The following is a 21,891-nucleotide window of genomic DNA, read 5'->3' as shown; positions in this document are numbered from 1 at the left end:
TACTGTCGAGACAGGGCGGTGTTTGGAGGATTCGGCTATGTGGACGCTGACCAGGTCAGTTGAGCTCGAAGACGGGGCCGTGCGCTGGGACTCCTTCGGCGAAGGGGCCCCGATCGTGCTCGTCCATGGCACGCCGTACTCGTCATTTCTGTGGCGCGACGTCGCCGGCGCGCTCGTCCGCCACGGACGGCAGGTCTACGTCTTCGATCATCTCGGTTACGGTCAGTCCGACAAACGAGACGGTCAGGACCTCACCATCGCAGGCCAAGCGCGCAATTTCACAGAGCTGCTTGGTCATTGGAATCTCCATCGCCCCAGCGTCGTTGCCTGCGACATCGGCGGGGCGATCGTGCTTCGGGCGTTGTTGCTCGAAGACGCGACGTACTCAGACCTGACGCTCTTCGATGCCGTCACCGGCGGAAGTTGGGAGCACGGCCTGTTCGCTCTCATCCGTCAACACCATGGTGTCTTCGAACAGCTTCCCGCCTACGCGCATGAGGCTTTGGTGACCGCGCACCTGCGCAACGGCACTCATCAGGGCTATCGCCCGGGAATCCTCGAGGCGTATCTGACGCCGTGGCTGGGTCCCGACGGACAAGCCGCGTTCTACCGGCAGTACCGACAGCTGAACCAAGACGACACCGCCTCGTACGAGCACCTACTGGGCACGATCGATATCCCGGTGTGTTTGTTGTGGGGACGCGACGATCAGATCTTGCCCGCACACCACGGGGAGTGGATCGAACAACGGGTCACCCATCAGGGATTCACCTGGATCGACGAGGCAGGCCATCTGCTGCCAGAGGACGCGCCTGCCCAATTGGTCGAGCGACTGGTCGAGTTCTCGAAATCCCAGTAGTCATCCCACACTGCGCAGCGTCAACAGCGTGATCTCGCTAGGCGCGAACACCCGGAACGGTGGACCCCAGAACCCGGTGCCGCGACTCGTGTAGAGCTGGGTGCGGTCGCCGTGTCGGCTCAACCCCTGTACGACGGGCTGCTCGAGCCTGACCAGAAAATTGAACGGCCAGATCTGCCCGCCGTGCGTGTGCCCGGAGAGCTGGAGATCAACTCCCGCGGCCACGGCCGTGACGACTTGCTTGGGCTGATGCGCGAGCAGCATCACCGGAAGCGCCGGATCGCTACCGGCAAGCGCCGCTTCGAGATTCGCCCCGTGCCCGGCAACGCCGGACGCCCGGGCGGTCGCATCGTCGACGCCCGCGATGATCAGTTTGTCCCCGTTGCGTTCGACGACGATGTGGCGGTTGTGCAGCGCGTCCCACCCGATGCCGTCGATGTAGTCGAGCCAGCCTTGCGCCTCACTGAAGTACTCGTGGTTGCCGGTCACGTACACACGGGCGAGCCGCGCCCGCGCCGCGGCAAGCGGTCTGGCCTGTGCCTCACGGACGTCCACGGTTCCGTCGGCGATGTCGCCGACGTGGCACACGACATCGGCGTCAAGTTCATTGACGCGATCCACCACCGATGCCGACCAGCGGCTGCGGTCGATCGGTCCGTAGTGGGTGTCGGTGATCACCGCGACGCGCAGGCCGTCCAGTCCGCTGCCCAGCCTCGGGATGTCGACATCGACGCGTCTTATGCGCGGCACTCGCATCGCTTCGGCATAACCCCACGCCAACATGGCGACGGCGACGATCACGACCGCGCCCGCCACGATCCGTGACCGATCGGGGTCGGGCACGCCGACCACGAACAGCACCAGCCTCAGTAGTTGGGCCAGCACCGACCACACGAACAGCACCCACATCACGCCGAGCAGCGCATCACCGGTGGCGGCCGCCGAGTCCCGGTGCCGACGGCCGTGGCCGAGGGTCATCATCAGCGGCAGCCCGATGAACGCGCACGCGAAAACGACTGTCCCGGCATTGATCACGGCCGGAGGCCACTGGGTGCCCGACGACAACAGCGTCCACCACGGCACCCCGAGCAGCAGCAACATGATGGCCGCCACGACAAGCAGGCGGCGCCATCGGCGACGGGGGCGCGTACGGGCGACTGTTTCGACCTCGGCGGCCGGGGTGTCTTGCATCAGATCGACGGTACCGACCGGCGCCGCAACGTGACGACCGTGACGTCATCGTCGGCGTCGGCGGATTCCATCGCCTCGGAAATCCACGAGGCTGTCACATCGCCTGCGCCGGCGAGTACCGCGGCCAATCGGTCGAGTCTGTCGTCGATCGCCTGTCCACGACGTTCCACCAGACCGTCGGAGAACATGACCAGCCCGGTCCCCTGCTCGACGGTGAACGTGCTGGGCGCGTAGTCAACGCCCCGGACGCCGATCGGTGGGGACAGCCGCAGTGGCGCCGGAACTGCCGCCGACCCCGAATCCACCAGGTACGGCATGAGGTGCCCGGCACACGCGGCGTCGACGTGCCCGGTGCTCAGATCGACGCGGGCCGCCAGCACCGTCGCGAACGCCCTCGACACCATGTTGAGACTGAAATCGTTGAGGTGGTTCAACGCCTCCGCGGGCGTGGAACCGGCGAACAAATACGCGCGCAAGGCATTTCGCAACTGGGCCATCGTGCCGGCCGCGGTGATGCCGTGGCCGGCGACGTCGCCGATCAGGACGATCAACCGGCCGTCGCGAAGTTCGAACGCGTCGTACCAATCTCCGCCGACGCGACCACCGGCGGCCGGTTCGTAATGCGCCGACAGTTGCCAGTTGTCGGGCGTCGGAATCGACTGCGGCAACAGGCTGCGCTGCAGAGTTTCGGCCATACGCAACTCACCGCGTGTGCGGCTGTAGAGCGATTCGACCAGATGGCGCCGCAGCGCTTCGGCGGCCTCGCTCTCGATCGCGGTCCAGGGTTGGCTGCGTCGACGGACTATCTCGCGCCACCGATCGAACGACTTGCGCGGGCTGAGCCGGACCTCTCTGCCGTCGAGGCCCTCGCTGATGGCGATCGCCTTGTTGTGCGGGTCGCCTCCCCAGTCCACCGAGCGCAGGACCTCACGCCGGAACCAGACGGCATGTTGCCCGTCGGGCAGGTCGAGTACGAGTGCGCCGGCGGCAACCTGCGGATCGAGTTCGATGTCGGGCAGCGAATCCGACAGGCATTCGCTGCTGGCGACCTCGTCGCCTGCACCGCGCGCCCAGTCGATCACGGCCGACACGACTGCCGGCGGCGGAACCGTCCCGAGCACCTGTCGCTCGCCTTGGATGTTGACGACGACGCCGTCGGCGGGCACCAGGTCGAGCAGATCGGGCCCGCCGAGCAACGCGGCCGCGATCGGGGCGCGGTCATCGATCGTGGCGGCCATGAGTTTCGCGAGCACCGCCTGCGTGTCCAGCCGCTTGTTCAGCTGGTCTTCTTCGAATTGGTCGACGAGCCGCAGTGACAGGGTCGAGCCGAGAAACTCGGCTGCCGCTCGAGCACCGAATGGCGGGAGGTGCGGCCCGGAGTAGTGATGGCACGCGATGAGCCCCCACAATCGGCCGTGCCGCAACAAGGAGATGGACATCGAGGCGTGGACACCCATGTTCTGCAGGTACTCGATGTGGATGGGCGAGACGCTGCGGAGCGTCGAATACGTCAGGTCGGTCGGTGCGCCGATCACCGGGTCGACGGCCGGCACGAGCTTGGCGGGCGTGTAGTTGACGTCGGAAATGAGCCGAAGCCAGTTCTTTTCGTAAAGCGCCCGCGCCTGCGCAGGGATGTCGGTGGACGGATAGTGCAGGCCGAGGAACGGATTGAGGTCGTCGCGCTTGGACTCGGCAACGACCTCGCCGTTGTAGCTGTCGTCGTAGCGGTACACCATCACGCGGTCGAAGCCGGTGAGGTCACGGACGGCGCGCGCGCTCGCGTCGTAGAGCTCGAAGAGCGTGTCAGCCCGGTTCAGTTCCTCCACCGAGCTGCGCACGGCCTGGTACGTGTTCGGATACGAGTACGGACGCTCGCCGTACGCGATCTCCAATTCGACCAGCAGCATCCCGTTCGGCTCACGGTGCAGGATGACATCGAACTCGCGCGATTCACCGCCGACGTCAATGACGCACTCGACCGGATTGCGCTGGCGCAGATCGCGGAATGCCGACACGACACCTTCGACGCGGGCGGCTTGGTCGGCGCCCATGAGCGCTGAGAGGTGCCGTCCGAGGACGGCATCGACGGGCCGCGCGAGCAGGTCATCGACGTTCGCGCTGACCTGGCGTACCTCGAAGTCGGACTCGCGCACGACCGCGAGCACACCGCGCGGCTGAATGCTGCCGGGAATGTGAATGGGCTCGCGGGCGCAGTTGTCGAGGTCGATCGTCGTTCCGGGTGGAACCAGGTCTTCCGGGTTGGTCAAGCAACACGCTCCATCGGTTCATAAACAGGCAGCAGTCGATACTGCGGACCGTTCGAGGTGGTCTCGCCACTGCTTGACCGTCCCAACCTCTGGCTGTCGGCATGGCCGCCGACGTTCGCATCATCACACGATAGTGAGCGCTGGGCCAACCGCTGTTGCAGCCGCGGCCACACCGCGCCGACTCTTACTGCTAGCCCTACCGACGGACTCCCGCCAGCCCGGTAGTTGCGTCCCCCGGGCCACCCGAGACTTCCCTCATGACCGAGACCACGCCACACGAGGCGCACACGACGGCCGTCACGCCCCGCCGCCCAGCACCGCCGCGCAACAGTCCCATCGTCACCGCCCTGTCGGGATGGAGACTGATGTGGGCTCTCGTTTTCGCGATCGCGATCTTCGCCACTATCGCCGCGACCGCGGTCGGCGGTGCCGGCGGGGCCAATCTCGGGATCCGAATCACCGCCCGCACCTCAGCAGTCCTCTTCCTGCTCGCGTTCACCGCGTCATCGCTCTACCAGTTGTGGCCGACCGCGACCACGAAATGGATTCGGCGCAACCGTCGTTATCTCGGCGTCGCCTTCGCCGGATCGCACGCTATCCACGCCGTGTTCATCGTCGCCACGATCATCTTGAACGCGCAGCGCTTCCAGACGGGCGTCGACCACACGCCGCACGCGATCTATGTCGTCGACTTCATCGCCTACGGGTTCATCATCGCCATGACGATCACCTCATTCGACGGCGTCGCGCACCGGATGCAGTACCGGCATTGGAAAGCACTGCATCTCACGGGAAGCTACGTCATCTGGTTCGCGTTCTTCATCGCCTACTGGCGCCGCGGCGTCACCTACACGGAGTTCTACGGGCCGTTCCTACTGATCGTCCTGGCAGCGTTGATCATCCGGTTCATCGCGAAAGCTCAGCGGCTCAGAACTTGTCGGACCCCTCTGCGATGATGGTGATATGTCCACTACCGCAGCGTCTTTGGCCGCTGAGGGGTCACCCTGCGAGCGGCTTGAGGTGTTGTTCGGCGAGGTCGCGCAGTTGTGCGGTCAGCGCAATGCCATCGATGGGCGCCTGGTCGAGATTGTCGCCGAGATCGAGCGTGACGAGCTGTGGGGCGCCACCGGGGCCCGGTCGATGTCGGCGCTGGTGGCCTGGAAAACCGGTGTGACACCCCGCAACGCCGACACGATGATGGCGGTCGCGCGTCGCCTCGACGAGTTCCCGCGCTGCGCCGAAGCAATGCGCGACGGCAGGCTGTCCCTGGATCAGGTCGGGGTCATCGCCGAACGTGCCGCCGACGGATCCGATGCGCACTACGCGCAACTGGCCGCCGTCGCCACCGTCAACCAACTGCGCACCGCCGTCAAACTCGAACCCCGCCCCGACCCGACACCCCGGCCCGAACCCAAACGCGAAATCACCAAAGACGTCCACGACGACTACACCACCTACCGCATCACCCTGCCGCGGGTCGAAGCCGCGAAACTCGACACCGCCATGCAGTCCCATCACGACGCCCAGATCGCCGACTGGAAACGCGACCACGAGAATTGCGAGCAGGCCCCGCCGTTCCCGAACACCGTCGATGCCTTCATGAGCCTGATCGAGGCGGGCTGGGACAGCGACGTCGCCGCCCGGCCCCACGGCCAACACACCACCGTCGTCGTGCACCTCGACATCGACAAACGCATCGCCGCACTACATCTGGGCCCACTACTCACCGACGCCGAACGCCAATATCTGACCTGCGATGCCACCTGCGAGACCTGGTTCGAACAACACGGCCAGGTCATCGGCGCAGGACGAACCACCCGCACCGTCAACCGCCGGCTACGCCGCGCCCTGGAACATCGCGACCGCTGCTGCGTGGTGCCCGGCTGCGGCGCCACCCGCGGCCTGCACGCCCACCACATCATCCACTGGGAAGACGGCGGACTCACCGAACTGGCCAACCTCGTCCTCGTCTGCCCCCACCACCACCGATCACACCACCGCGGCGAAATCACCATCACCGGACCCGCCGACCGGCTCATCGTCACCGACCACGCCGGGCGGCCCCTGCGCGGCGGCTCACTCGCCCAACCACCGACCACACCCCCACCCGCAGTACCACCCTGCCCCGGACCCACCGGCGAACGCGCCGACTGGTGGTGGTATGAACCCTTCCAACCACAACCACCACCGACAAACGGCGATGGTTAGTCCTGGCGCCGGTTGCCCTGCTCGTCCCAGTGCTCGGCGACCTTCTTGCTGGGCTGCACGCGCGGCGGTTCGCCGGGCATCTTGGGATAGCTTGGCGGATAAGGCAAATCGCCGAGGCCGTGTTCTTCATCGGCGGCGACCATGTCGAGCAGTGGCTTGAGCGATTGCTTCTTGGAATCGATGTCAGCCCACGGATCCTCGCGTCCGGCAAGGAAATCCGGCACGGTCGCGATCGTGTAGTCGTCCGGGTCGGCGTCGCGTAGTTCGTCCCAGCTCAACGGTGTCGACACCGTGGCAATCGGGGTCTTGCGGGCCGAGTACGCCGAGGCGAAGGTGCGGTCACGCGCGTTCTGGTTGTAGTCGATGAACAACCGCTCGCCGCGTTCCTCCTTCCACCAGGATGTGGTCACCGCGTCGGGGGCCCGACGCTCGACCTCGCGGGCGAGTGCGATCCCGGCCCGGCGCACTTCGATGAAGTCCCAGTCCGGCTTGATGCGCAGGAACACATGCACACCGCGGCCACCCGAGGTCTTCGGGTAACCGATCAAGCCGAGTTCGTCGAGCAGCGGTTTGAGCACGTCGCACGCGATCGTGCGGGCCTCCTTGAAACCTGTCCCGGGTTGAGGGTCGAGGTCGATGCGCAACTCGTCGGGATGCTCGGTGTCGGGGCAACGCACCTGCCATGGGTGCAGCGTGACCGTGCCCATCTGGGCGGCCCAGATGATCGACGCCGGATGCGTGACCTTCAGTGCGTCGGCGGTGCGGCCGGACGGGAAGGTGACGACGCAGGTCTCCAGATAGTCGGGATGCTTTTGCGGCACCCGCTTCTGGTAGATCTCCTCTCCCTCGATACCGTCGGGGAACCGCTGCAGGTGCGTGGGCCGGTCTTTCAGCAGCGCGAGCATCGGGCCGGAGGCGACGCTGAGGTAGTACTCGACCAGCTTGCCCTTCGTGCCGGCCTTGCCCAGCTTCGGGAAGTACACCTTGTCCGGATTGGTCAGCCTGACCTTAACCCCGTCGACGTCGAGTTCCATTGCGGGCGTTGGCATTACTGTTTCTCCAGAACGTCGTAGAGGTCGTAGTTCAGCGGGGTGTCCAGCTGGTCGAACGTGCAGCTCGACGGCTCGCGGTCCGGCCGCCACCGGAGGAACTTCACCGCGTGCCGGAACCGTTGCCCGTGTTCGGTGTTGCCCTCCATCTGGTCGTAAGCGACCTCGCACACCCTTTCCGGCCGCACCGGGATCCAGCGCTTGTCGGCCGCCGAGTTCCACCGGCTCGGATCACCCTCGCGCACCTCGTCGCCTTCGCGCAGCGGTTCGAGATCGGCCAGCAGCTTGAGCCGGTCCTTGGCGGTGAACGACGCTGCGCCGCCGACCATTTGGAGTTCACCGTCGGCACGGTAAAGGCCGAGCAGGATCGACCCGATGCCTTCACCGCTCTTGTGGATGCGGTATCCGATCGCCACGCAGTCCGCGTCGCGGTGATGTTTGACCTTGACCATCTCGCGCTTGCCGGGCAGATACGGTCCGTCAAGCCTTTTGGCGATGACGCCGTCGAGCCCGGCGCCCTCAAAGGTCTTGAGCCACTGCGTGCCCAGTTCCGGGTCCTCGGTGGTGCGCGTGACGTGGCACCACTGCTTGTTCTTGACGGCCTCGGCCAGCGCCGCACGCCGTACCCGGAACGGCTCGCCCACCAGTGAGCGGTCTCCCGTCGCCAGCGCGTCGAATCCGATGAAGTGCGCGGGCGTCTGCTCGGACAGCATCTTGATCCGGCTCGCGGCAGGGTGGACGCGTTGCGACAGAGATTCCCAGTCGAGCCGGATGCGACCGCCGATCTCGCGCGGCACCACGATCTCGCCGTCGAGCACACAGCGGTCGACGAGTTCGTCGCGCAGCGCGTCGAGAAGCTCAGGAAAGTACCGGCCGAGTTCTTTTCCGTTGCGGGATTGCAGCACCACGTCGTCGCCGTCGCGGAACACCAGCGCGCGAAAGCCGTCCCACTTCGGCTCGTACGACCACACCCCTGCCTCATCGGGCACCTTCACTTGCGCCTTCGCAAGCATAGGTTCGATCGGCGGCTGCACTGGTAAGTCCACGGGTTCCATCCTGCATCTATCGGTTGACACGTATCTAGACCGCCGCGCCGTCGGTAAGTCATCGGCCAGCCGAAGAAGCCGAGAGAGGCGCCGCTAGTCGTCGGCGCGCTCCGCCGCGACGTCGCCGTAATGGTCGTGAAGGCGCCACCATTCGTATGCGGCGCCTTGGGGCCGCCCGGGCGGCACGTCCTGCCACTCTTCCTGTCGGCCGAGTGGCGTGATGTCGAGAAACGACCACACCGGGCCGATCTCCTCGATGCCGCGTCCGTTGAGGAAATAGGTGCGGTACACGTCATCGCCATCGCGAATGAAGACGTTGAGCCCGAACAGCTCGTCGACGCCGAAGTCGCGAGAAAACGCTTCGCCGACGAGGGTGAAGAACGGGAGGTGCGCCCAGCCCAACCGCGCTTTGAGGCGTGTGATGCGCTCCTGCGGGGCAGCCGACACGAATACCAGGCTCGTGTCACGCGCCGCCAGGTGCGCCGGGTGCACCACCGTGTCAGCGAACAACGAGCACCCAGAGCATGCCCCGTCCGGCCAGTTCTCGACATCGGGGGCATAGAAGAAGCGGTAGACGATCAGCTGACGCCGCCCGGCGAACAAGCCCAAAAGGTCTACCTCGCCGTCGGGACCGATGAAGGGGTAGTCACGGCGCACGGGTGTCATCGGCAACCGCCGGCGTTTCGCGGCGATCCTGTCCCGGGCCTTCATCAGCGCCTTTTCCTCGCCCAACAGGTCGTCGCGCGCGGCCTGCCATTCCTCATGCGACACGACCCTCGGCAGTGCGACATCCCGCCGGCCCATCGATGGTGGGGGAACACCGGGCCCTTCCTGCTCAGCCATGGGTAAGGACTACCCACTATCCGGCCACAATGGCTCCATGCACCTGCCCGTCATGCCGCCGGTCTCACCGATGCTGTCGAAACCGGTGAAGAACATTCCCGAGGGCATGTCGTATGAGCCGAAGTGGGACGGGTTCCGCACGATCTGTTTCCGTGACGGCGACGACGTCGAGTTCGGCAGCCGCAACGAACGGCCGATGACGCGGTACTTCCCGGAACTCGTCGCGGCGGCCAAGGCCGAGCTGCCGAACCGGTGTGTGATCGACGGGGAAATCGTCATCGCGACGGGCGAGGGTTTGGATTTCGAGGCGCTGCAGCTGCGCCTGCACCCCGCCGCCAGCCGGGTCACCATGCTCGCCCAGCAGACGCCCTCGGCGTTCATCGCGTTCGACCTTCTCGCGTTGGGCGACGAGGACTACACGTCGCGCCCGTTCGCCGAGCGCCGGGCCGCGCTCGTCGAAGCGCTCACGCAGGCGGGCCCGCAAATCCACGTCACCCCCGCGACGACCGATCCCCAGACCGCGCAGCGTTGGTTCGACGAGTTCGAAGGCGCGGGCCTGGACGGTGTGATCGCCAAGCCGCTCGACCTCGTCTATCAGCCGGACAAGCGGGTCATGTTCAAGATCAAGCACGAACGGACCGCCGATTGCGTGGTCGCCGGGTATCGCGTGCACAAATCGGCCGACGACGCGATCGGCTCGCTGTTGCTGGGCCTCTACACCACCGACGGCGAGTTGGCTTCCGTCGGCGTCATCGGCGCGTTCCCGATGGCCAAACGCCGGCAATTGTTCAGCGAACTACAGCCACTCGTCACGAGCTTCGACGAGCACCCGTGGAACTGGGCGGCACAGGTGGCGGCCGACCCGGACCTTGCGCGCAGGTACGGCGGCGGATCGCGCTGGAACGCAGGCAAGGATCTGTCGTTCGTACCGCTGCGGCCAGAGCGGGTGGTCGAGGTGCGTTACGACCATATGGAGGGCCGTCGCTTCCGCCACACCGCCCAATTCAACCGGTGGCGCCCCGACCGGGATCCGCGGTCATGCACCTACGAACAACTCGAGCAGCCCGTCACCTTCAGCCTCGACGACATCGTGCCCGGCCTCAGCCGGTCGGCGGCGGGAGAAGGGAATCGGCCAGGGCCTGCGTGACCCAGCGCTCGTAGCTCCGCGGCGGCCATTCCCGGTCGACGACCATCAGCCGGTACACCTCGGGTGACATGAGGGTGTAGACGATGTCGATCGCGTCGCGCTCGGCCAGGCCGGCTCGCAGAGCGCCGGACCGGGCCAGTGCCCGCACGATCTGCCCTTGGCCTTGGCGCCGTTGGCTGTTCAGGTCGTCGAGGAGCGCGGCCGCGTCGGCATCGGAGCTCGCCGCACCGACGAGGATGCGGTAGACGGGCGCGGTCCTGGAGTTCACGTCCGAGGCGACGGCAACCAGGCCTGCCAGCTGGTTCTTCGGGTCCGGGTCCGCGATGAGCGCCTGGATCTTCGGCCGTTCCGGCAGCGACACCGGCTCGTCGTCACCGGCGATCGACACGTCGAGGATCGCCTTGAGGATTCCGCGTTTGGACGAGAACAGCCGGTACACGGTGGCCGGCGGCACGTCCGATTCCGTACTGATGGCCTCGATCGTCGTGGCGCCGTAACCGCGTTCGAGGAAAAGGGCGCGGGCGGCCCCGATGACGGCGGCCCGGGCCAGACGGGTCCTGGCCTGACCGGGTCTCCTGGCGGTCGTCACTCGTTGAGACTACTACTCTCAATTTGAGAGTGTTACTCTCAAAGTCGACGGGGTCGTTCCAACGATGAAAGGAAGCCGGTCATGAGCCGCATCGAGCACGTCACGATCGAAACGCCCGACCCCGCCGCGACGGACGCCTTCCACAAAGCCGCGTTCGGCCGCGACCTTCCGGTCCGTACGCGCCAGTCCGACGCGCCGACAAGCGGTTTCTGCGGGTTCACGCTGTCGCTCGTGGTGCCCCAACCGTCGACGGTCGACGCGTTCGTCGGCGCGGCCCTCGAGGCAGGTGCGACGGAGTTGAAGCCGCCCAAGAAATCCTTCTGGGGTTACGGCGGTGTCATCGCGAGCCCCGATGGCACGATCTGGACGGTCGCCGCGTCGTCGAAGAAGAACCGCGGGCCGGAGACGCGCCAGATCGACGAGTTCGTCCTGCAACTCGGCGTCGCCGACGTGGGCGCGAGCAAGCAGTTCTACGTCGAGCGCGGGCTCGAAGTCGCGAAGAGTTACGGCAGCAAGTACGTGCAATTCGCCGGCCCGCCGATCACCTTGGCGCTCTTCGGCCGTCGCAATCTGGCCAAGACCGCGGGCGTGTCACCGGACGGATCCGGCTCGCACCGTATCGTCGTCGCCGGGAGGGCCGGACCATTCACCGACCCCGACGGCTTCGCCTGGGAGACACCATGACTGAGCCGAAGCTGCTTTCCGGCGGCAATCCACAGATTCCCAAGGGCGAGGGCAACGGCCCCGTGCGCGACTACATTTCGGCGATGCCCGACTGGAAACACCAGGTCGGCAAGCGCCTCGACAAACTGATCGTGCGCACGGTTCCCGGCGTGCACAAGGCCGTCAAATGGAACCAGCCGTTCTACGGCCACAAGGACGAGGGCTGGTTCCTGTCGTTCCGGTGCTACACGAACTACGTGCAGGTGCAGTTCCTCAAGGGCGCCTCGCTGGATCCCATGCCACCGAAGTCCTCCAAGCATCCCGAGGTGCGCTACCTCGACATCCGCGAGGACGACGAGCTCGACGAGGAGCAGCTTCGGTCGTGGATCGAGCAGGCCAGCAAGCTGCCCGGCGAAAAGGTGTGAGGCCGCGGATCACCCGAATCGCAGCGACCCAGCGGGTAACGACTCCACGCCCTGGCGCGCGAATTGCGCCCAGCACGTGCGCATTTCCACTGCGAGCCGCTCGTCGATGATCCGGTTCGGCCCGAGCATCGAGGCATCCGACCAAGCCTGTGTCGATCCGAACAGGAACGGCAGCTCCATGCAATGGCAGGAGCCGAGTGGCGCTTGCTCGGGGGTCCAGTCGAAACGGTATGTCGCCGCCCGGCCGCCGTGCGCGGACCAGGCCTCGACGAACCGCCGCGTCGGATCGGCGAACGCGAACTTCGTCAGCGCCTCGGCGGTGGCCTCGGGAGCAATCACGACGAACGGGGCACCGTCGTCCTTCGTCCATCCGGCCAGCAGCTCAATCCGGCTGGCGGCGTGGGCGATCCGCTCGGCCACCTCGTCCGCGGGAGGTAGGGGTGCGCGGCCCAACCGCGGCGCGAACGCCAGACCGGCGAGGAAACCGAACGGTTGCGCCGCCTGCACGGCGGCGGCCTCCGCCGACAGCAGCTGGTCGACCGACGCCTGCACCGGGTCGATGCCGGCCAGCTCCTGCGCGAGCGCGGACTGCATCGCCTGTGCCATCTCGTCGCGCCCCTCGTCCATCTCCAGCGGGGCGCTCTGCACGATCGCCCGATGGAACAGATCCGGCTCGCAGAGCATCAACGACATGACGGAGTGACCACCGGCGGACTGCCCGAACGCCGTCACGTTGCCGGGGTCGCCACCGAACTCGGTGATGTTGTCGCGCACCCAGCGCAGCGCCAAGATCTGGTCCCGCAGTCCCAGGTTGTCATCGCCGACCGGGCCGAGGTAGCCGAAGATGCCCACCCGGTAGGTCACGTTGACGACGACCACATTGCCTTCGCGGACGAGCAGCGTCGGATCGTACTTCTGTGACTCGCCACTGCCCGATACGTAGGCGCCGCCGTGAAACCACACCATGACCGGCAGATCGCGGGCTTCGGCAGGCGCGGTGACGCTGAGCACCAGGCAGTCCTCGCTCGTCGTCAAACCGTCCAGCACCGCCCCCGTCACCCACGCGAGCCGGGAAGGCCGTTGCGGGCAGGCCGGTCCTGGTCGGGTCGCGTCGCGGACGCCTGACCAGACGGCCGGCTCACCGACTGCGAACCGCGCGGCAGTGCCGTAGGGAATGCCGCGCGCACGCACGAGCCCGTCTCGTTCCTCGACTCGGATGGTGCCGCCGGTGATTCGCCGTTCTGTCACTTCACGAACGTTAGCCGGTTGAGGAGGAGGGGTGCCGCACCCCTGGATTGACCACACCGTCAATTGGGTATTGATACTCAATGGGTCCAGCTTCGCCCTTAGCGCAGAACGCCTTGGACGTCGACGCACGTCTGACGGAGATCGAGCGCGAACTCAACCTTCTACTCAACGTCACTCCCGTCAACGGCGCCGAAGCGTGGCGGGATTTCGAACGGTCCGGTTTCGAGTCGGTGCCGACGCTGCAGTCGAGGGCACTCGAGTTCGACGCGGATCTGCTCATGCGCGGCCTCTACGACATCGAGATCGAGCGGGTCGAGAGCCAGCCGCTCAACTCACTGTTCCGGGACAAACGCGACGAGATCGCCCGGCAGATCACCATGCTCGAAGATCGCGGCACGACCCGGTTCAGATACGGTGCGCTGCAACTCTACGGCGAACCCGGTGAATCGCTGTGCGCGACAGCCCGTTCACTGCTCGATGCGATCGATCCGCAACCGATCACCTCACCCAGCGTCACCGCGACAGCCTTCGCCGAGGCCGCCCGAACCGAACTCGAGTCCTATCGATCGGGCTATCCGGGTTTTCCCGTCGTAGTCGAGATCCGCGATGACGCAGCCGATTTGATGGTGTCGTTCGGCCGGCTCTACATTCCGGCCACCGCCGCGTTCCGCAAAGACCGGGTGGAGCCCCTCATCCAGCACGAGGTCGGAACCCATGTGCTGACCTATCGCAACGGCGAAGCGCAACCGTTGCAGCTCTTGGCCGTTGGACTACCGGCTTACGAGGAGACGCAGGAGGGCCTGGCGCTGCTGGCCGAGTACGTCGTCGGCGGGTTGGACCCGCGCCGCATGCGTGTTCTCGCCGCGAGGGTCCTCGCCGCGTCGATGATGTTGGCCCATACGGATTTCGTCACAATCTTCAAGCACCTCACCGACCATCACGGCTTCGCGCCTCGCACCGCGTGGTCGGTGACGAGCCGCGCTACATACGGCGGTGGTTCCACCAAAGACATCATCTATCTGCGGGGCATCGAGCGAGTACTCCGATACTTCGCCGAGGGACGCAGCATCGACCCGCTGCTGGCAGGCAAGCTGTCGCTCGACCATGCGCCGCTCGTGGACGAACTGATTCAGCAGGGCGTGCTCAAACCTCCGTGGGCGCGTCCACACTGGCTGTGCGCCCCGGGCTCCGAGGAGCGGTTCGAACGCGTGCGCGCCGGAATGACCGCCGCCGACCTGATAGAGACGGACGTGATCGCATGAGGTTGGCGTTCCTGGTCAACCGGGTGGAGACCGAGGTCGACGAGTACACGACCACCCGGCTCGCGAAAGGCGCAGCACTGATGGGCCATGAGGTCTGGTACGTCGGCCTGGACGACGTACGGATCGGTGAACCCGACGGCGAGATACGGGCACACGCACGCCGTGGCGTCGCCCGCGACGGTGACACGCTCACGGCATTCGTCGACCGAGTCAAAGACAGCTCGCCCGACTGCATCCGACTGGACGAACTCGACGCGGCGTTCCTGCGCAACGATTCGATCGAGGATTTGCAGGAGCGACCGTGGGCCAGCAGCTTGGGATCGGTGTTCGGGCAGCTCCTGATGGCGCGGGGCGTGACAGTCGTCAACGACCCCACGGTGCTCATGCGGGCGGCCGCCAAGCTCTACCTCGATGAGTTCCCGGCCAAGGTGCGGCCCCGGTCCCTGCTGACCCGAAACAGCGACGACGTCCGGAAGTTCGTCGCCGCGGAGGGACGATGCGTCATCAAACCGCTGTACGGTGCGAAGGGCCGCAATGTGTTCCTGGTCGAAGACGCCGACGAGCCCAACCTCAACCAGATGATGGAGTCGGTACGGGAAGACGGCTACATCTACGCACAGGGATACATCGACGGCGCCGAGGACGGCGACATGCGGATCTTCCTGCTCGACGGCGAGCTCGTCGAGGCCGACGGCCATGTGTCGGCGTTCCGGCGTGTCCCGAAAGGCAATGACCCCAGGGCCAACATCTGTAAGGGCGGGCGGACGCGCTCCGAAGACGTCACCGGCAAGCAGCGGGCCGTTGTGGAGATGATGCGCGACAAGCTCGTACACGACGGAATGTTCTTCGTGGGCATCGATCTGATCGGCGACAAGGTCGTCGAGATCAACGCCGAGAGCCCCGGCGGCCTGCAGGCCATCGAGCGCCTCTACGACGTCGACATCTGTCCGGTGGTGATCGACGCGCTGGAGCGCCGGAGTGGTGCGTGACGGCTCTAGGCAGGTTTATCGGCCGAATGGTTCGGGCACGCCAACCACATGTCCGTAACCGCATTTCAGGACCTGCCGCTCGCTGATCGCGACCGTGAGTGGGACGGCGACGCCGCCGACAAGCGTGTCCGGAAGTGGGCCGATGCGCAGGACGAACCCAACGAGAAGTACCGCGACGCACACGTCTGGTACGACAGAGACCGCAAGGACAACTTCACCGCATACAAGCTCCTCATCGCCGATGTGGTGAACGGCAAGTTGGAGGCTGTGCCCCGCGGCGTGATGGCCGCCGGCGGCATCATGGACGGCGCCCGCGGTGGCATCGACCTGCCGAAAGACGACATCGAGCGCGTCAAGAGCCACCTCGCCAAGTACTACAAGAAAATGGGCGAGGCGGCGCCCTGGGAACGCGATTAGCTAGATTGCGGGCGTGGACCTCTCCCCCGCCGGACGGTTCGCGCCGAGTCCATCGGCCGATCTGCACATCGGTAACCTGCGCACCGCGGTGCTGGCGTGGCTGTTCGCCCGCTCGACCGGGCGCCGGTTCCTGCTGCGCGTCGAGGACCTCGACGACCGCACGTTCACCGATGTCGGCGCGCGGCAGGTCGAGGATCTGGCTGCTATCGGCGTGACGTGGGACGAACCCGTGGAATGGCAGACCACCCATCGGGCCCGCTACGACGCGGTCATCGACCGATTGACCGCCGACGGACTGCTGTACGAATGTTATTGCAGCAGAAGGGACATCGCACAGGCCCCGCGGGCACCACATGCGCCGCAGGGTGCCTATCCCGGCACGTGCCGTGAACTGTCCGAGCCCGAACGCGCTCAACGCCGCGACGAAACCGGGCGGCCACCGGCGTTGCGCCTGCGCACCGACACGTTCGTGTACACGGTCACCGATCTCATCCACGGTTCGTACATGGGGATCGTCGACGACTTCGTGGTGCGCCGCGGCGACGGCGTCCCGGCCTACAACCTCGCCGTCGTGGTGGACGACGCGGCCAGCGGGATCGACCAGGTGGTGCGGGGCGACGACCTGTTGAGTTCGTCACCGCGCCAGGCCTATCTGGCCCGGCTGCTGGGCTATCCGGAGCCGACGTACGCGCACGTGCCGTTGGTCCTCAACGAGGACGGCGCGCGCCTGGCCAAACGGGACGGCGCGGTGACCTTGGCCGAGATCGGAGTCGAGCGGGCCTTCGCCCAGATCACCGCATCGCTGGGCTGGCCGGCCACGACCATGGACGAACTGTTGGCACAGTTCGATCCGGAGCGGCTGCCGCGCCAGCCCTGGATCTACCGGCCGGACTGAGCAGAACCCTTCACCAACGGGCGTGAGCTTGTTAGCGTCCGGCGATGCGCTTCCTACGAAGATGCCTGCCCGCGGTCCTGCTGCTCACCATGTTCGTGTTGTCGGCATGCGGCAGCCAGGCAGCCACCACCGAGGACCCGTTGAAGTCGGCGGGCGTGCTGCGAGTGGGCACCGAGGGCGTGTACGCACCGTTCAGCTATCACGACGCCGCGACCGGCCAACTGACGGGATATGACGTCGACGTGGCCCGTGCCGTCGCCGACAAGATCGGTGTCCGCGTCGAATTCGTTGAGACACCGTGGGATTCGATATTCGCCGCGCTTGAGGCCAACCGGTTCGACGTGGTTGCCAATCAAGTCACGATCACGCCCGAGCGGCAGGCCAAATACGACCTGTCGCAGCCGTACACGGTGGGCGAAGGCGTCATCGTCACGCGCGCCGACGACAACTCCATCAGCTCGCTCGACGATCTCAAGGGCAAGGTCGCCGCCGAGAACGCCACCAGCAACTGGTCGGAGATCGCGCGTAATGCCGGCGCCCGGGTCGAGGCGGTCGAAGGGTTCACCCAAGCCATCACGCTGCTCAACCAGGGCCGCGTCGACGTCGTGGTCAACGACAGCATCGCGGTGTATGCATATCTCGCCGAGACCAACGACCAGTCGGTGAAGATCGCAGGCAAGGTCGGCGAGAAGAGCGAGCAGGGATTCGCCGCGCGCAAAGACAGCGGCCTGCTGCCCGAACTCAACCGGGCACTCGACGAACTGCGTGCCGATGGCACGCTGGCCGACATCTCGCAGCGCTACCTCAAGGCGGACGCGTCGGGCTCGCCCGCACCGGCGGCCGAAGATGCCGCGGCGCCACGTTCGACGTGGCAGTTGATCGCCGACAACCTCTGGCCGCTCGCGAAAGCTGCGATCACGATGACGATTCCCCTGACGATCATCAGCTTCGCCATCGGCCTGGTGATCGCGCTCGGCGTGGCGTTGGCCCGGCTGTCGTCAAATGTGGTGCTGAGCAACGTGGCCCGGCTGTACATCTCGATCATCCGGGGAACGCCGCTGCTGGTGCAGCTGTTCATCGTGTTCTTCGCGCTTCCCGAGTTCGGCGTGAAGATCGACCCGTTCCCGGCGGCCGTGATCGCGTTCAGCCTGAATGTCGGCGGCTATGCGGCCGAGATCATCCGCTCGGCGATCCTGAGCATCCCGAAGGGGCAGTGGGAGGCCGCCGAGACGATCGGGCTGAGTTATGTCGGCACCTTGCGGCGCATCATCCTGCCGCAGGCCACTCGGGTGGCGGTGCCGCCGTTGTCGAACACGTTGATCTCATTGGTCAAAGACACGTCGCTCGCCTCGACCATTCTGGTCACCGAGCTTCTCCGGCAGGCCCAGATCATCGCCGCACCCACGTTCGAGTTCTTCGCGCTGTACGGCACCGCGGCCGTGTACTACTGGGTGATCTGCCTGGTGCTGTCGTTCGGCCAGAGCCGCATCGAACGCCGACTGGAAAGGTACGTGGCCCGATGACCGAGAATCGGATCGACGCTCGAGACGTCCGAAAGGCGTTCGGCGACAATGAAGTACTCAAGGGCGTCTCATTCACCGTGCCGCGTGGAAGCGCGACGACGATCATCGGCCCGTCCGGCTCCGGGAAGACGACACTGCTGCGAGCACTCAACGCCCTGGACCCGCCTGACACGGGCGTGATCCGGGTCGGCGATGTCGAGCTGGACTTCTCCGCGCCCGTGCCGCGTGACCAGCTGCGGCGCTACCGGGCGCAGAGCGGGTTCGTCTTCCAGGCCCACAACCTGTTCCCGCACAAGACCGTGCTTCAGAATGTCACCGAAGGCCCGCTGGTCGCTCAGAAGCGCCCACGCGACGAAGTCGAGGCCGAGGCCGTCGAGCTCCTGAACCAGGTGGGTCTGGCCGACAAGCGCGATCAGTACCCGTATCAACTGTCGGGCGGTCAGCAGCAGCGCGTCGGCATCGCCCGGGCCCTGGCACTGCGCCCCAAGGTGGTGCTGTTCGACGAGCCCACCTCGGCACTCGATCCCGAGCTCGTCGGTGAAGTGCTCGGGGTGATCAGGGATCTCGCGGTCGAAGGCTGGACGCTCGTGATCGTGACGCACGAAATCCAGTTCGCCAAGCAGGTCTCCGATCAGGTGCTGTTCACCGACCAAGGAGTGATCCTCGAGCAGGGGCCGCCCGCAGCGGTGATCGGCGACCCGAAAGAGGAACGCACCCGGCAGTTCCTACAGCGGATCCTCAACCCGCTGTAGCGCGGAGGCACTGCATCGTCCGAATTCCGCCAGCACCCGCGGGGTTCGCGCCCATAGCGTCGCGAGCATGAAAACCGCTTCCGACCCAGCTCTACGTAACACCACCGTGTGGTTCATGGCGTTCGCCGCCGCGCTCGGCACGGCCACGATCTATCCGCTGCAACCTGCGATCGCGGACGTCGGTGCGTCACTCGACATTTCGCTGTCCGAGGTCGGTTTGGCACTGGCGTTCGGGCCGCTCGGCTATCTCGTGGGACTGGCCGTGCTGGTGCCGCTGGTCGATCGATTCCCGCCGAGGTACGTGCTTGCCGCACAGTTCGGCATGCTCGCCTGCGCGTTGGTGGCCAATGCCGCCGCGGGCACGACTTGGCTGCTGGGTCTGACCGTCGGGCTGGTCGGCGCGGGTTCGGCGGTCGGCGCGCAGTTGAGTTCGGTGGCAGGCCGATTCGCGGCCACATCGCGGCGAGCCACTGTCCTGGGAATCGTCACCGCAGGCATATCGGCGGGGATCATCGGCGGTCGGATCGTGGGCGGCTGGCTTACCGAGGTATTCGGTTGGCGGGGAACACTTTTGGTGTTCGCCCTGCTCTGCGTCGCGTTCTCGTTGTTCGCACTCAGTGTGCTGCCGGGCGCGCCAGGCAACATCACGACCGGCTACCTTGCGGTGCTGCGCGGGATGCCCGGGCTGTATCTGCGATTCCCGGCGCTGCGGCTCGCAGCGGGCCGCGGTGCACTGTGGTTCTTCGCGTTCTGCGCGGTGTGGTCGGGGATCGCCGTTGCCCTGGCGCAACCGCCGTTCTCCTACTCGGCCGAGCAGATCGGCCTGTTCGCGTTCGCCGGACTGCTCGGCATGGTCGCCACCCGCGTCGCGGGCTCATGGACCGACCGTGTGGGGGCACGGGTCGTGATACTGGTCGGACTCGTCATCGCGGGCCTGTCGGCGGCCATGCTCGGGTGGTGCCTGTCGAATACCGTCGCCACCCTCATCGGCCTGGCGCTGTTCGATGCGGGCTTGTTCGCCGCCCAGGTCGCGAACCAAAGCACGGTCCTGGCAATCGAACCCGCCGCACCGGCGCGGTTCAACAGCGCCTACATGGTCGTGTACTTCATCGGCGGCAGCCTGGGGACCGCGTTCGGAGCGGCTGCCGTGGGATGGGTGGGCTGGCCGGGCACGGCCGCCGTCACCGTCGCGATGATCGCGGTTGCCATGGTGCTCACCGCGGTACCGGCGAAACGTGACGTATCCGAAACGGCCGCTCAGAGTTCCTTGATGCCCCATGGCGAGCCGTAGTCCTTGAGCAAGTCCAGGAACGGCACGGCGTCGAACGCCTCTGGGCCGAGCACCCCTGCGCCACCCCACGCACCGGTTGACAAGAGTTCGAGGGCGACAACAGGATTGATCGCGGTCTGCCACACCACGCACTGGTGTCCGTATTCGGCCATCGACCACTGGTTGTCGACGACGTGGTACAGGTAGGTCGACCGCGGCCGGCCGTCTTTTCCGGTGCCGGTGACCCACAGGCCGGCACACGTCTTGCCGTGCATCTGCGGGCCGAGGGTCGCGGGGTTGGGCAGGCAGGCCGCGACGACGTCGCGCGGGCTCACCTCGACAGAACCGCTCGAGCTGCCGACCCGCACCTTCTCCGTCCGATCGAGCCCGAGCTTGTGCAACGTCTTGAGAACACCGATGAACTCCGAGCCGAGGCCGTACTTGAACGTGGCGCGTTTGCACTCGACCCATCGTGGCATCAACAGCACCTCTTCGTGCTCGACGTTGACGCACTCAACCGGGCCGATACCTTCGGGGAAGTCGAAAACCTCAGGCTACTGAAGGGTTCGGTGACGAACCAGCCGCGGTCACGCTCCCAGACGACCGGCGGGTTCAGGCATTCCTCGATCGTGGTCCAGATCGAGAACGACGGCGCGAAGTCATACTCATCGACCACCAGATTGGACCCGTCGCGGGTACCGAGTTCGTCGATCTCGGAGAACAAATGGTCGGCGGCGTAGCGCGCGAACACATCGGAGAGCCCGGGCTCGACGCCGATACCGACCAGTGCGAGCCGGCCCGCGGCGGCCCAGTCGTCGGCAACCGCGAACTGGTCGTCGCCGAGTTTGACGCCGGTGAGCTCGTACGGCCGGTCGGGGTGGCGCTGCGACAGACTCATCGCCATGTCGAGATAGTCGGCACCACCGGCCAACGCACCGTTGAAGATCGGCATCACGAACCGCGGGTCGACGGCATTCATCACGTGCGTGATGCCGTGTCGGCGGACCAGTTCGGCGACCGCCTCGGCCGACGTCGCATCCACTTGCGCAGCGCTAAACCGCGCGTCACCGACCCTGTCGACGGCTTGCCGCGCCCGGCTCTCGTCGTAATCGCACACCACGATCTGATCGAAGAAATCGCGCCGCGCGGCGATCGCACAGAATGCCGAGCCCACGCCACCGGCGCCCACCAACAAGATGCGCATGCGGACGACCGTACCGCCGACGTGCGGTTTCCGTCGGGTTTGCC

Annotated in this window: 20 protein-coding genes and 1 pseudogene; 13 read left to right on the top strand and 8 right to left on the bottom strand. The window is 66.2% G+C overall.

What is annotated here, in order from left to right; translation table 11 throughout:
• Positions 1–37: 37 nt before the first annotated feature.
• Positions 38–859 carry an alpha/beta fold hydrolase gene (locus tag AWC31_RS04070; RefSeq protein WP_085142958.1) on the top strand — a complete coding sequence of 274 codons (822 nt, stop codon included), beginning with the start codon at positions 38–40 and terminating at the stop codon, positions 857–859.
• On the opposite strand, the gene AWC31_RS04065 is transcribed toward AWC31_RS04070, so the two are convergent.
• Positions 860–2,050, bottom strand: coding sequence for a metallophosphoesterase (locus AWC31_RS04065; RefSeq protein ID WP_085142956.1), 1,191 nt, complete (start codon positions 2,048–2,050; stop codon positions 860–862). It lies immediately after the preceding gene.
• Positions 2,050–4,317: a SpoIIE family protein phosphatase gene (locus AWC31_RS04060; protein WP_085142954.1), complete on the bottom strand. Its 2,268-nt coding sequence runs from the start codon at positions 4,315–4,317 to the stop codon at positions 2,050–2,052. The genes AWC31_RS04065 and AWC31_RS04060 overlap by 1 nt, the downstream gene beginning before the upstream one ends.
• A gap of 257 nt (positions 4,318–4,574) precedes the next feature.
• Between AWC31_RS04060 and AWC31_RS04055 the strand changes: the two genes are divergently transcribed.
• Both AWC31_RS04055 and AWC31_RS04050 read left to right on the top strand, forming a co-directional pair.
• Positions 4,575–5,273 (top strand): hypothetical protein, encoded by a 699-nt coding sequence (locus tag AWC31_RS04055; RefSeq protein WP_085142952.1) that lies wholly within the window; start codon positions 4,575–4,577, stop codon positions 5,271–5,273.
• Between the two features lie 7 nt (positions 5,274–5,280).
• Positions 5,281–6,525: an HNH endonuclease signature motif containing protein gene (locus AWC31_RS04050; RefSeq protein WP_085142951.1), complete on the top strand. Its 1,245-nt coding sequence runs from the start codon at positions 5,281–5,283 to the stop codon at positions 6,523–6,525.
• Here AWC31_RS04050 and ligD read toward each other — a convergent pair.
• From ligD to AWC31_RS04035, 3 genes are all read right to left on the bottom strand, one after another.
• On the bottom strand, positions 6,522–7,574 hold the full coding sequence (gene ligD, locus AWC31_RS04045; protein ID WP_085142948.1) for a non-homologous end-joining DNA ligase: 1,053 nt from the start codon (positions 7,572–7,574) through the stop codon (positions 6,522–6,524). The genes AWC31_RS04050 and ligD overlap by 4 nt on opposite strands.
• Positions 7,574–8,629 carry an ATP-dependent DNA ligase gene (locus AWC31_RS04040; RefSeq protein WP_085142946.1) on the bottom strand — a complete coding sequence of 352 codons (1,056 nt, stop codon included), beginning with the start codon at positions 8,627–8,629 and terminating at the stop codon, positions 7,574–7,576. Before AWC31_RS04040 ends, ligD begins: the two co-directional genes overlap by 1 nt.
• A gap of 84 nt (positions 8,630–8,713) precedes the next feature.
• Positions 8,714–9,463, bottom strand: coding sequence for a DUF899 domain-containing protein (locus AWC31_RS04035; RefSeq protein ID WP_234816719.1), 750 nt, complete (start codon positions 9,461–9,463; stop codon positions 8,714–8,716).
• A 37-nt stretch (positions 9,464–9,500) separates the two neighbouring features.
• On the opposite strand from AWC31_RS04035, the gene AWC31_RS04030 reads away from it, so the two are divergent.
• Entirely contained in the window at positions 9,501–10,610 is a 1,110-nt protein-coding gene (locus AWC31_RS04030) for an ATP-dependent DNA ligase (protein ID WP_085143417.1), read from the top strand.
• Here the strand turns inward: AWC31_RS04030 and AWC31_RS04025 are convergent.
• Complete coding sequence (locus AWC31_RS04025) at positions 10,564–11,199, bottom strand: TetR/AcrR family transcriptional regulator (protein ID WP_207626287.1); 636 nt, start codon at positions 11,197–11,199, stop codon at positions 10,564–10,566. The genes AWC31_RS04030 and AWC31_RS04025 overlap by 47 nt on opposite strands.
• Before the next feature lie 81 nt (positions 11,200–11,280).
• Here AWC31_RS04025 and AWC31_RS04020 point away from each other — a divergent pair, with 81 nt between their 5' ends.
• Together AWC31_RS04020 and AWC31_RS04015 are read left to right on the top strand one after the other, a co-directional pair.
• On the top strand, positions 11,281–11,883 hold the full coding sequence (locus AWC31_RS04020) for a VOC family protein (RefSeq protein WP_085142942.1): 603 nt from the start codon (positions 11,281–11,283) through the stop codon (positions 11,881–11,883).
• Positions 11,880–12,287, top strand: a complete 408-nt coding sequence (locus AWC31_RS04015) for a DUF1801 domain-containing protein (protein ID WP_085142940.1) — start codon at positions 11,880–11,882, stop codon at positions 12,285–12,287. The genes AWC31_RS04020 and AWC31_RS04015 overlap by 4 nt, the downstream gene beginning before the upstream one ends.
• 9 nt (positions 12,288–12,296) lie before the next feature.
• Here the strand turns inward: AWC31_RS04015 and AWC31_RS04010 are convergent, their stop codons facing one another.
• Positions 12,297–13,535, bottom strand: a complete 1,239-nt coding sequence (locus AWC31_RS04010) for a carboxylesterase family protein (RefSeq protein ID WP_085142938.1) — start codon at positions 13,533–13,535, stop codon at positions 12,297–12,299.
• Between the two features lie 80 nt (positions 13,536–13,615).
• Between AWC31_RS04010 and AWC31_RS04005 the strand changes: the two genes are divergently transcribed.
• The 7 genes from AWC31_RS04005 (at position 13,616) to AWC31_RS03975 (ending at position 20,664) form a co-directional block, all read left to right on the top strand.
• Positions 13,616–14,797 carry a peptidase MATCAP family protein gene (locus AWC31_RS04005; protein ID WP_085142936.1) on the top strand — a complete coding sequence of 394 codons (1,182 nt, stop codon included), beginning with the start codon at positions 13,616–13,618 and terminating at the stop codon, positions 14,795–14,797.
• A complete protein-coding gene (locus tag AWC31_RS04000) occupies positions 14,794–15,786 on the top strand; it encodes an ATP-grasp domain-containing protein (protein ID WP_085142934.1) in 993 nt (330 codons plus the stop codon). The genes AWC31_RS04005 and AWC31_RS04000 overlap by 4 nt, the downstream gene beginning before the upstream one ends.
• Positions 15,787–15,834: 48 nt before the next feature.
• On the top strand, positions 15,835–16,203 hold the full coding sequence (locus AWC31_RS03995; protein ID WP_085142932.1) for a hypothetical protein: 369 nt from the start codon (positions 15,835–15,837) through the stop codon (positions 16,201–16,203).
• A 13-nt stretch (positions 16,204–16,216) separates the two neighbouring features.
• Positions 16,217–17,098, top strand: coding sequence for a tRNA glutamyl-Q(34) synthetase GluQRS (gene gluQRS / locus AWC31_RS03990; protein WP_085142930.1), 882 nt, complete (start codon positions 16,217–16,219; stop codon positions 17,096–17,098).
• Positions 17,099–17,142: 44 nt separating this feature from the next.
• Positions 17,143–18,621, top strand: coding sequence for an ABC transporter permease subunit (locus AWC31_RS03985; RefSeq protein WP_085142928.1), 1,479 nt, complete (start codon positions 17,143–17,145; stop codon positions 18,619–18,621).
• Positions 18,618–19,373: an amino acid ABC transporter ATP-binding protein gene (locus AWC31_RS03980; RefSeq protein WP_067851597.1), complete on the top strand. Its 756-nt coding sequence runs from the start codon at positions 18,618–18,620 to the stop codon at positions 19,371–19,373. Before AWC31_RS03985 ends, AWC31_RS03980 begins: the two co-directional genes overlap by 4 nt.
• A gap of 67 nt (positions 19,374–19,440) precedes the next feature.
• Positions 19,441–20,664, top strand: a complete 1,224-nt coding sequence (locus AWC31_RS03975; RefSeq protein ID WP_234816718.1) for an MFS transporter — start codon at positions 19,441–19,443, stop codon at positions 20,662–20,664.
• Here AWC31_RS03975 and AWC31_RS03970 read toward each other — a convergent pair.
• Positions 20,631–21,847 (bottom strand): annotated as a pseudogene (locus AWC31_RS03970) (saccharopine dehydrogenase family protein). The gene AWC31_RS03975 and the pseudogene AWC31_RS03970 sit on opposite strands and share 34 nt — an antisense overlap.
• Positions 21,848–21,891 lie beyond the last annotated feature (44 nt).

The organism is Mycolicibacterium wolinskyi, assembly GCF_002101965.1.
Lineage (GTDB): Bacteria > Actinomycetota > Actinomycetes > Mycobacteriales > Mycobacteriaceae > Mycobacterium > Mycobacterium wolinskyi.
The sequence above is the reverse complement of the archived record's forward strand: the minus strand, read 5'-3'. Positions and strand labels throughout refer to the sequence as shown.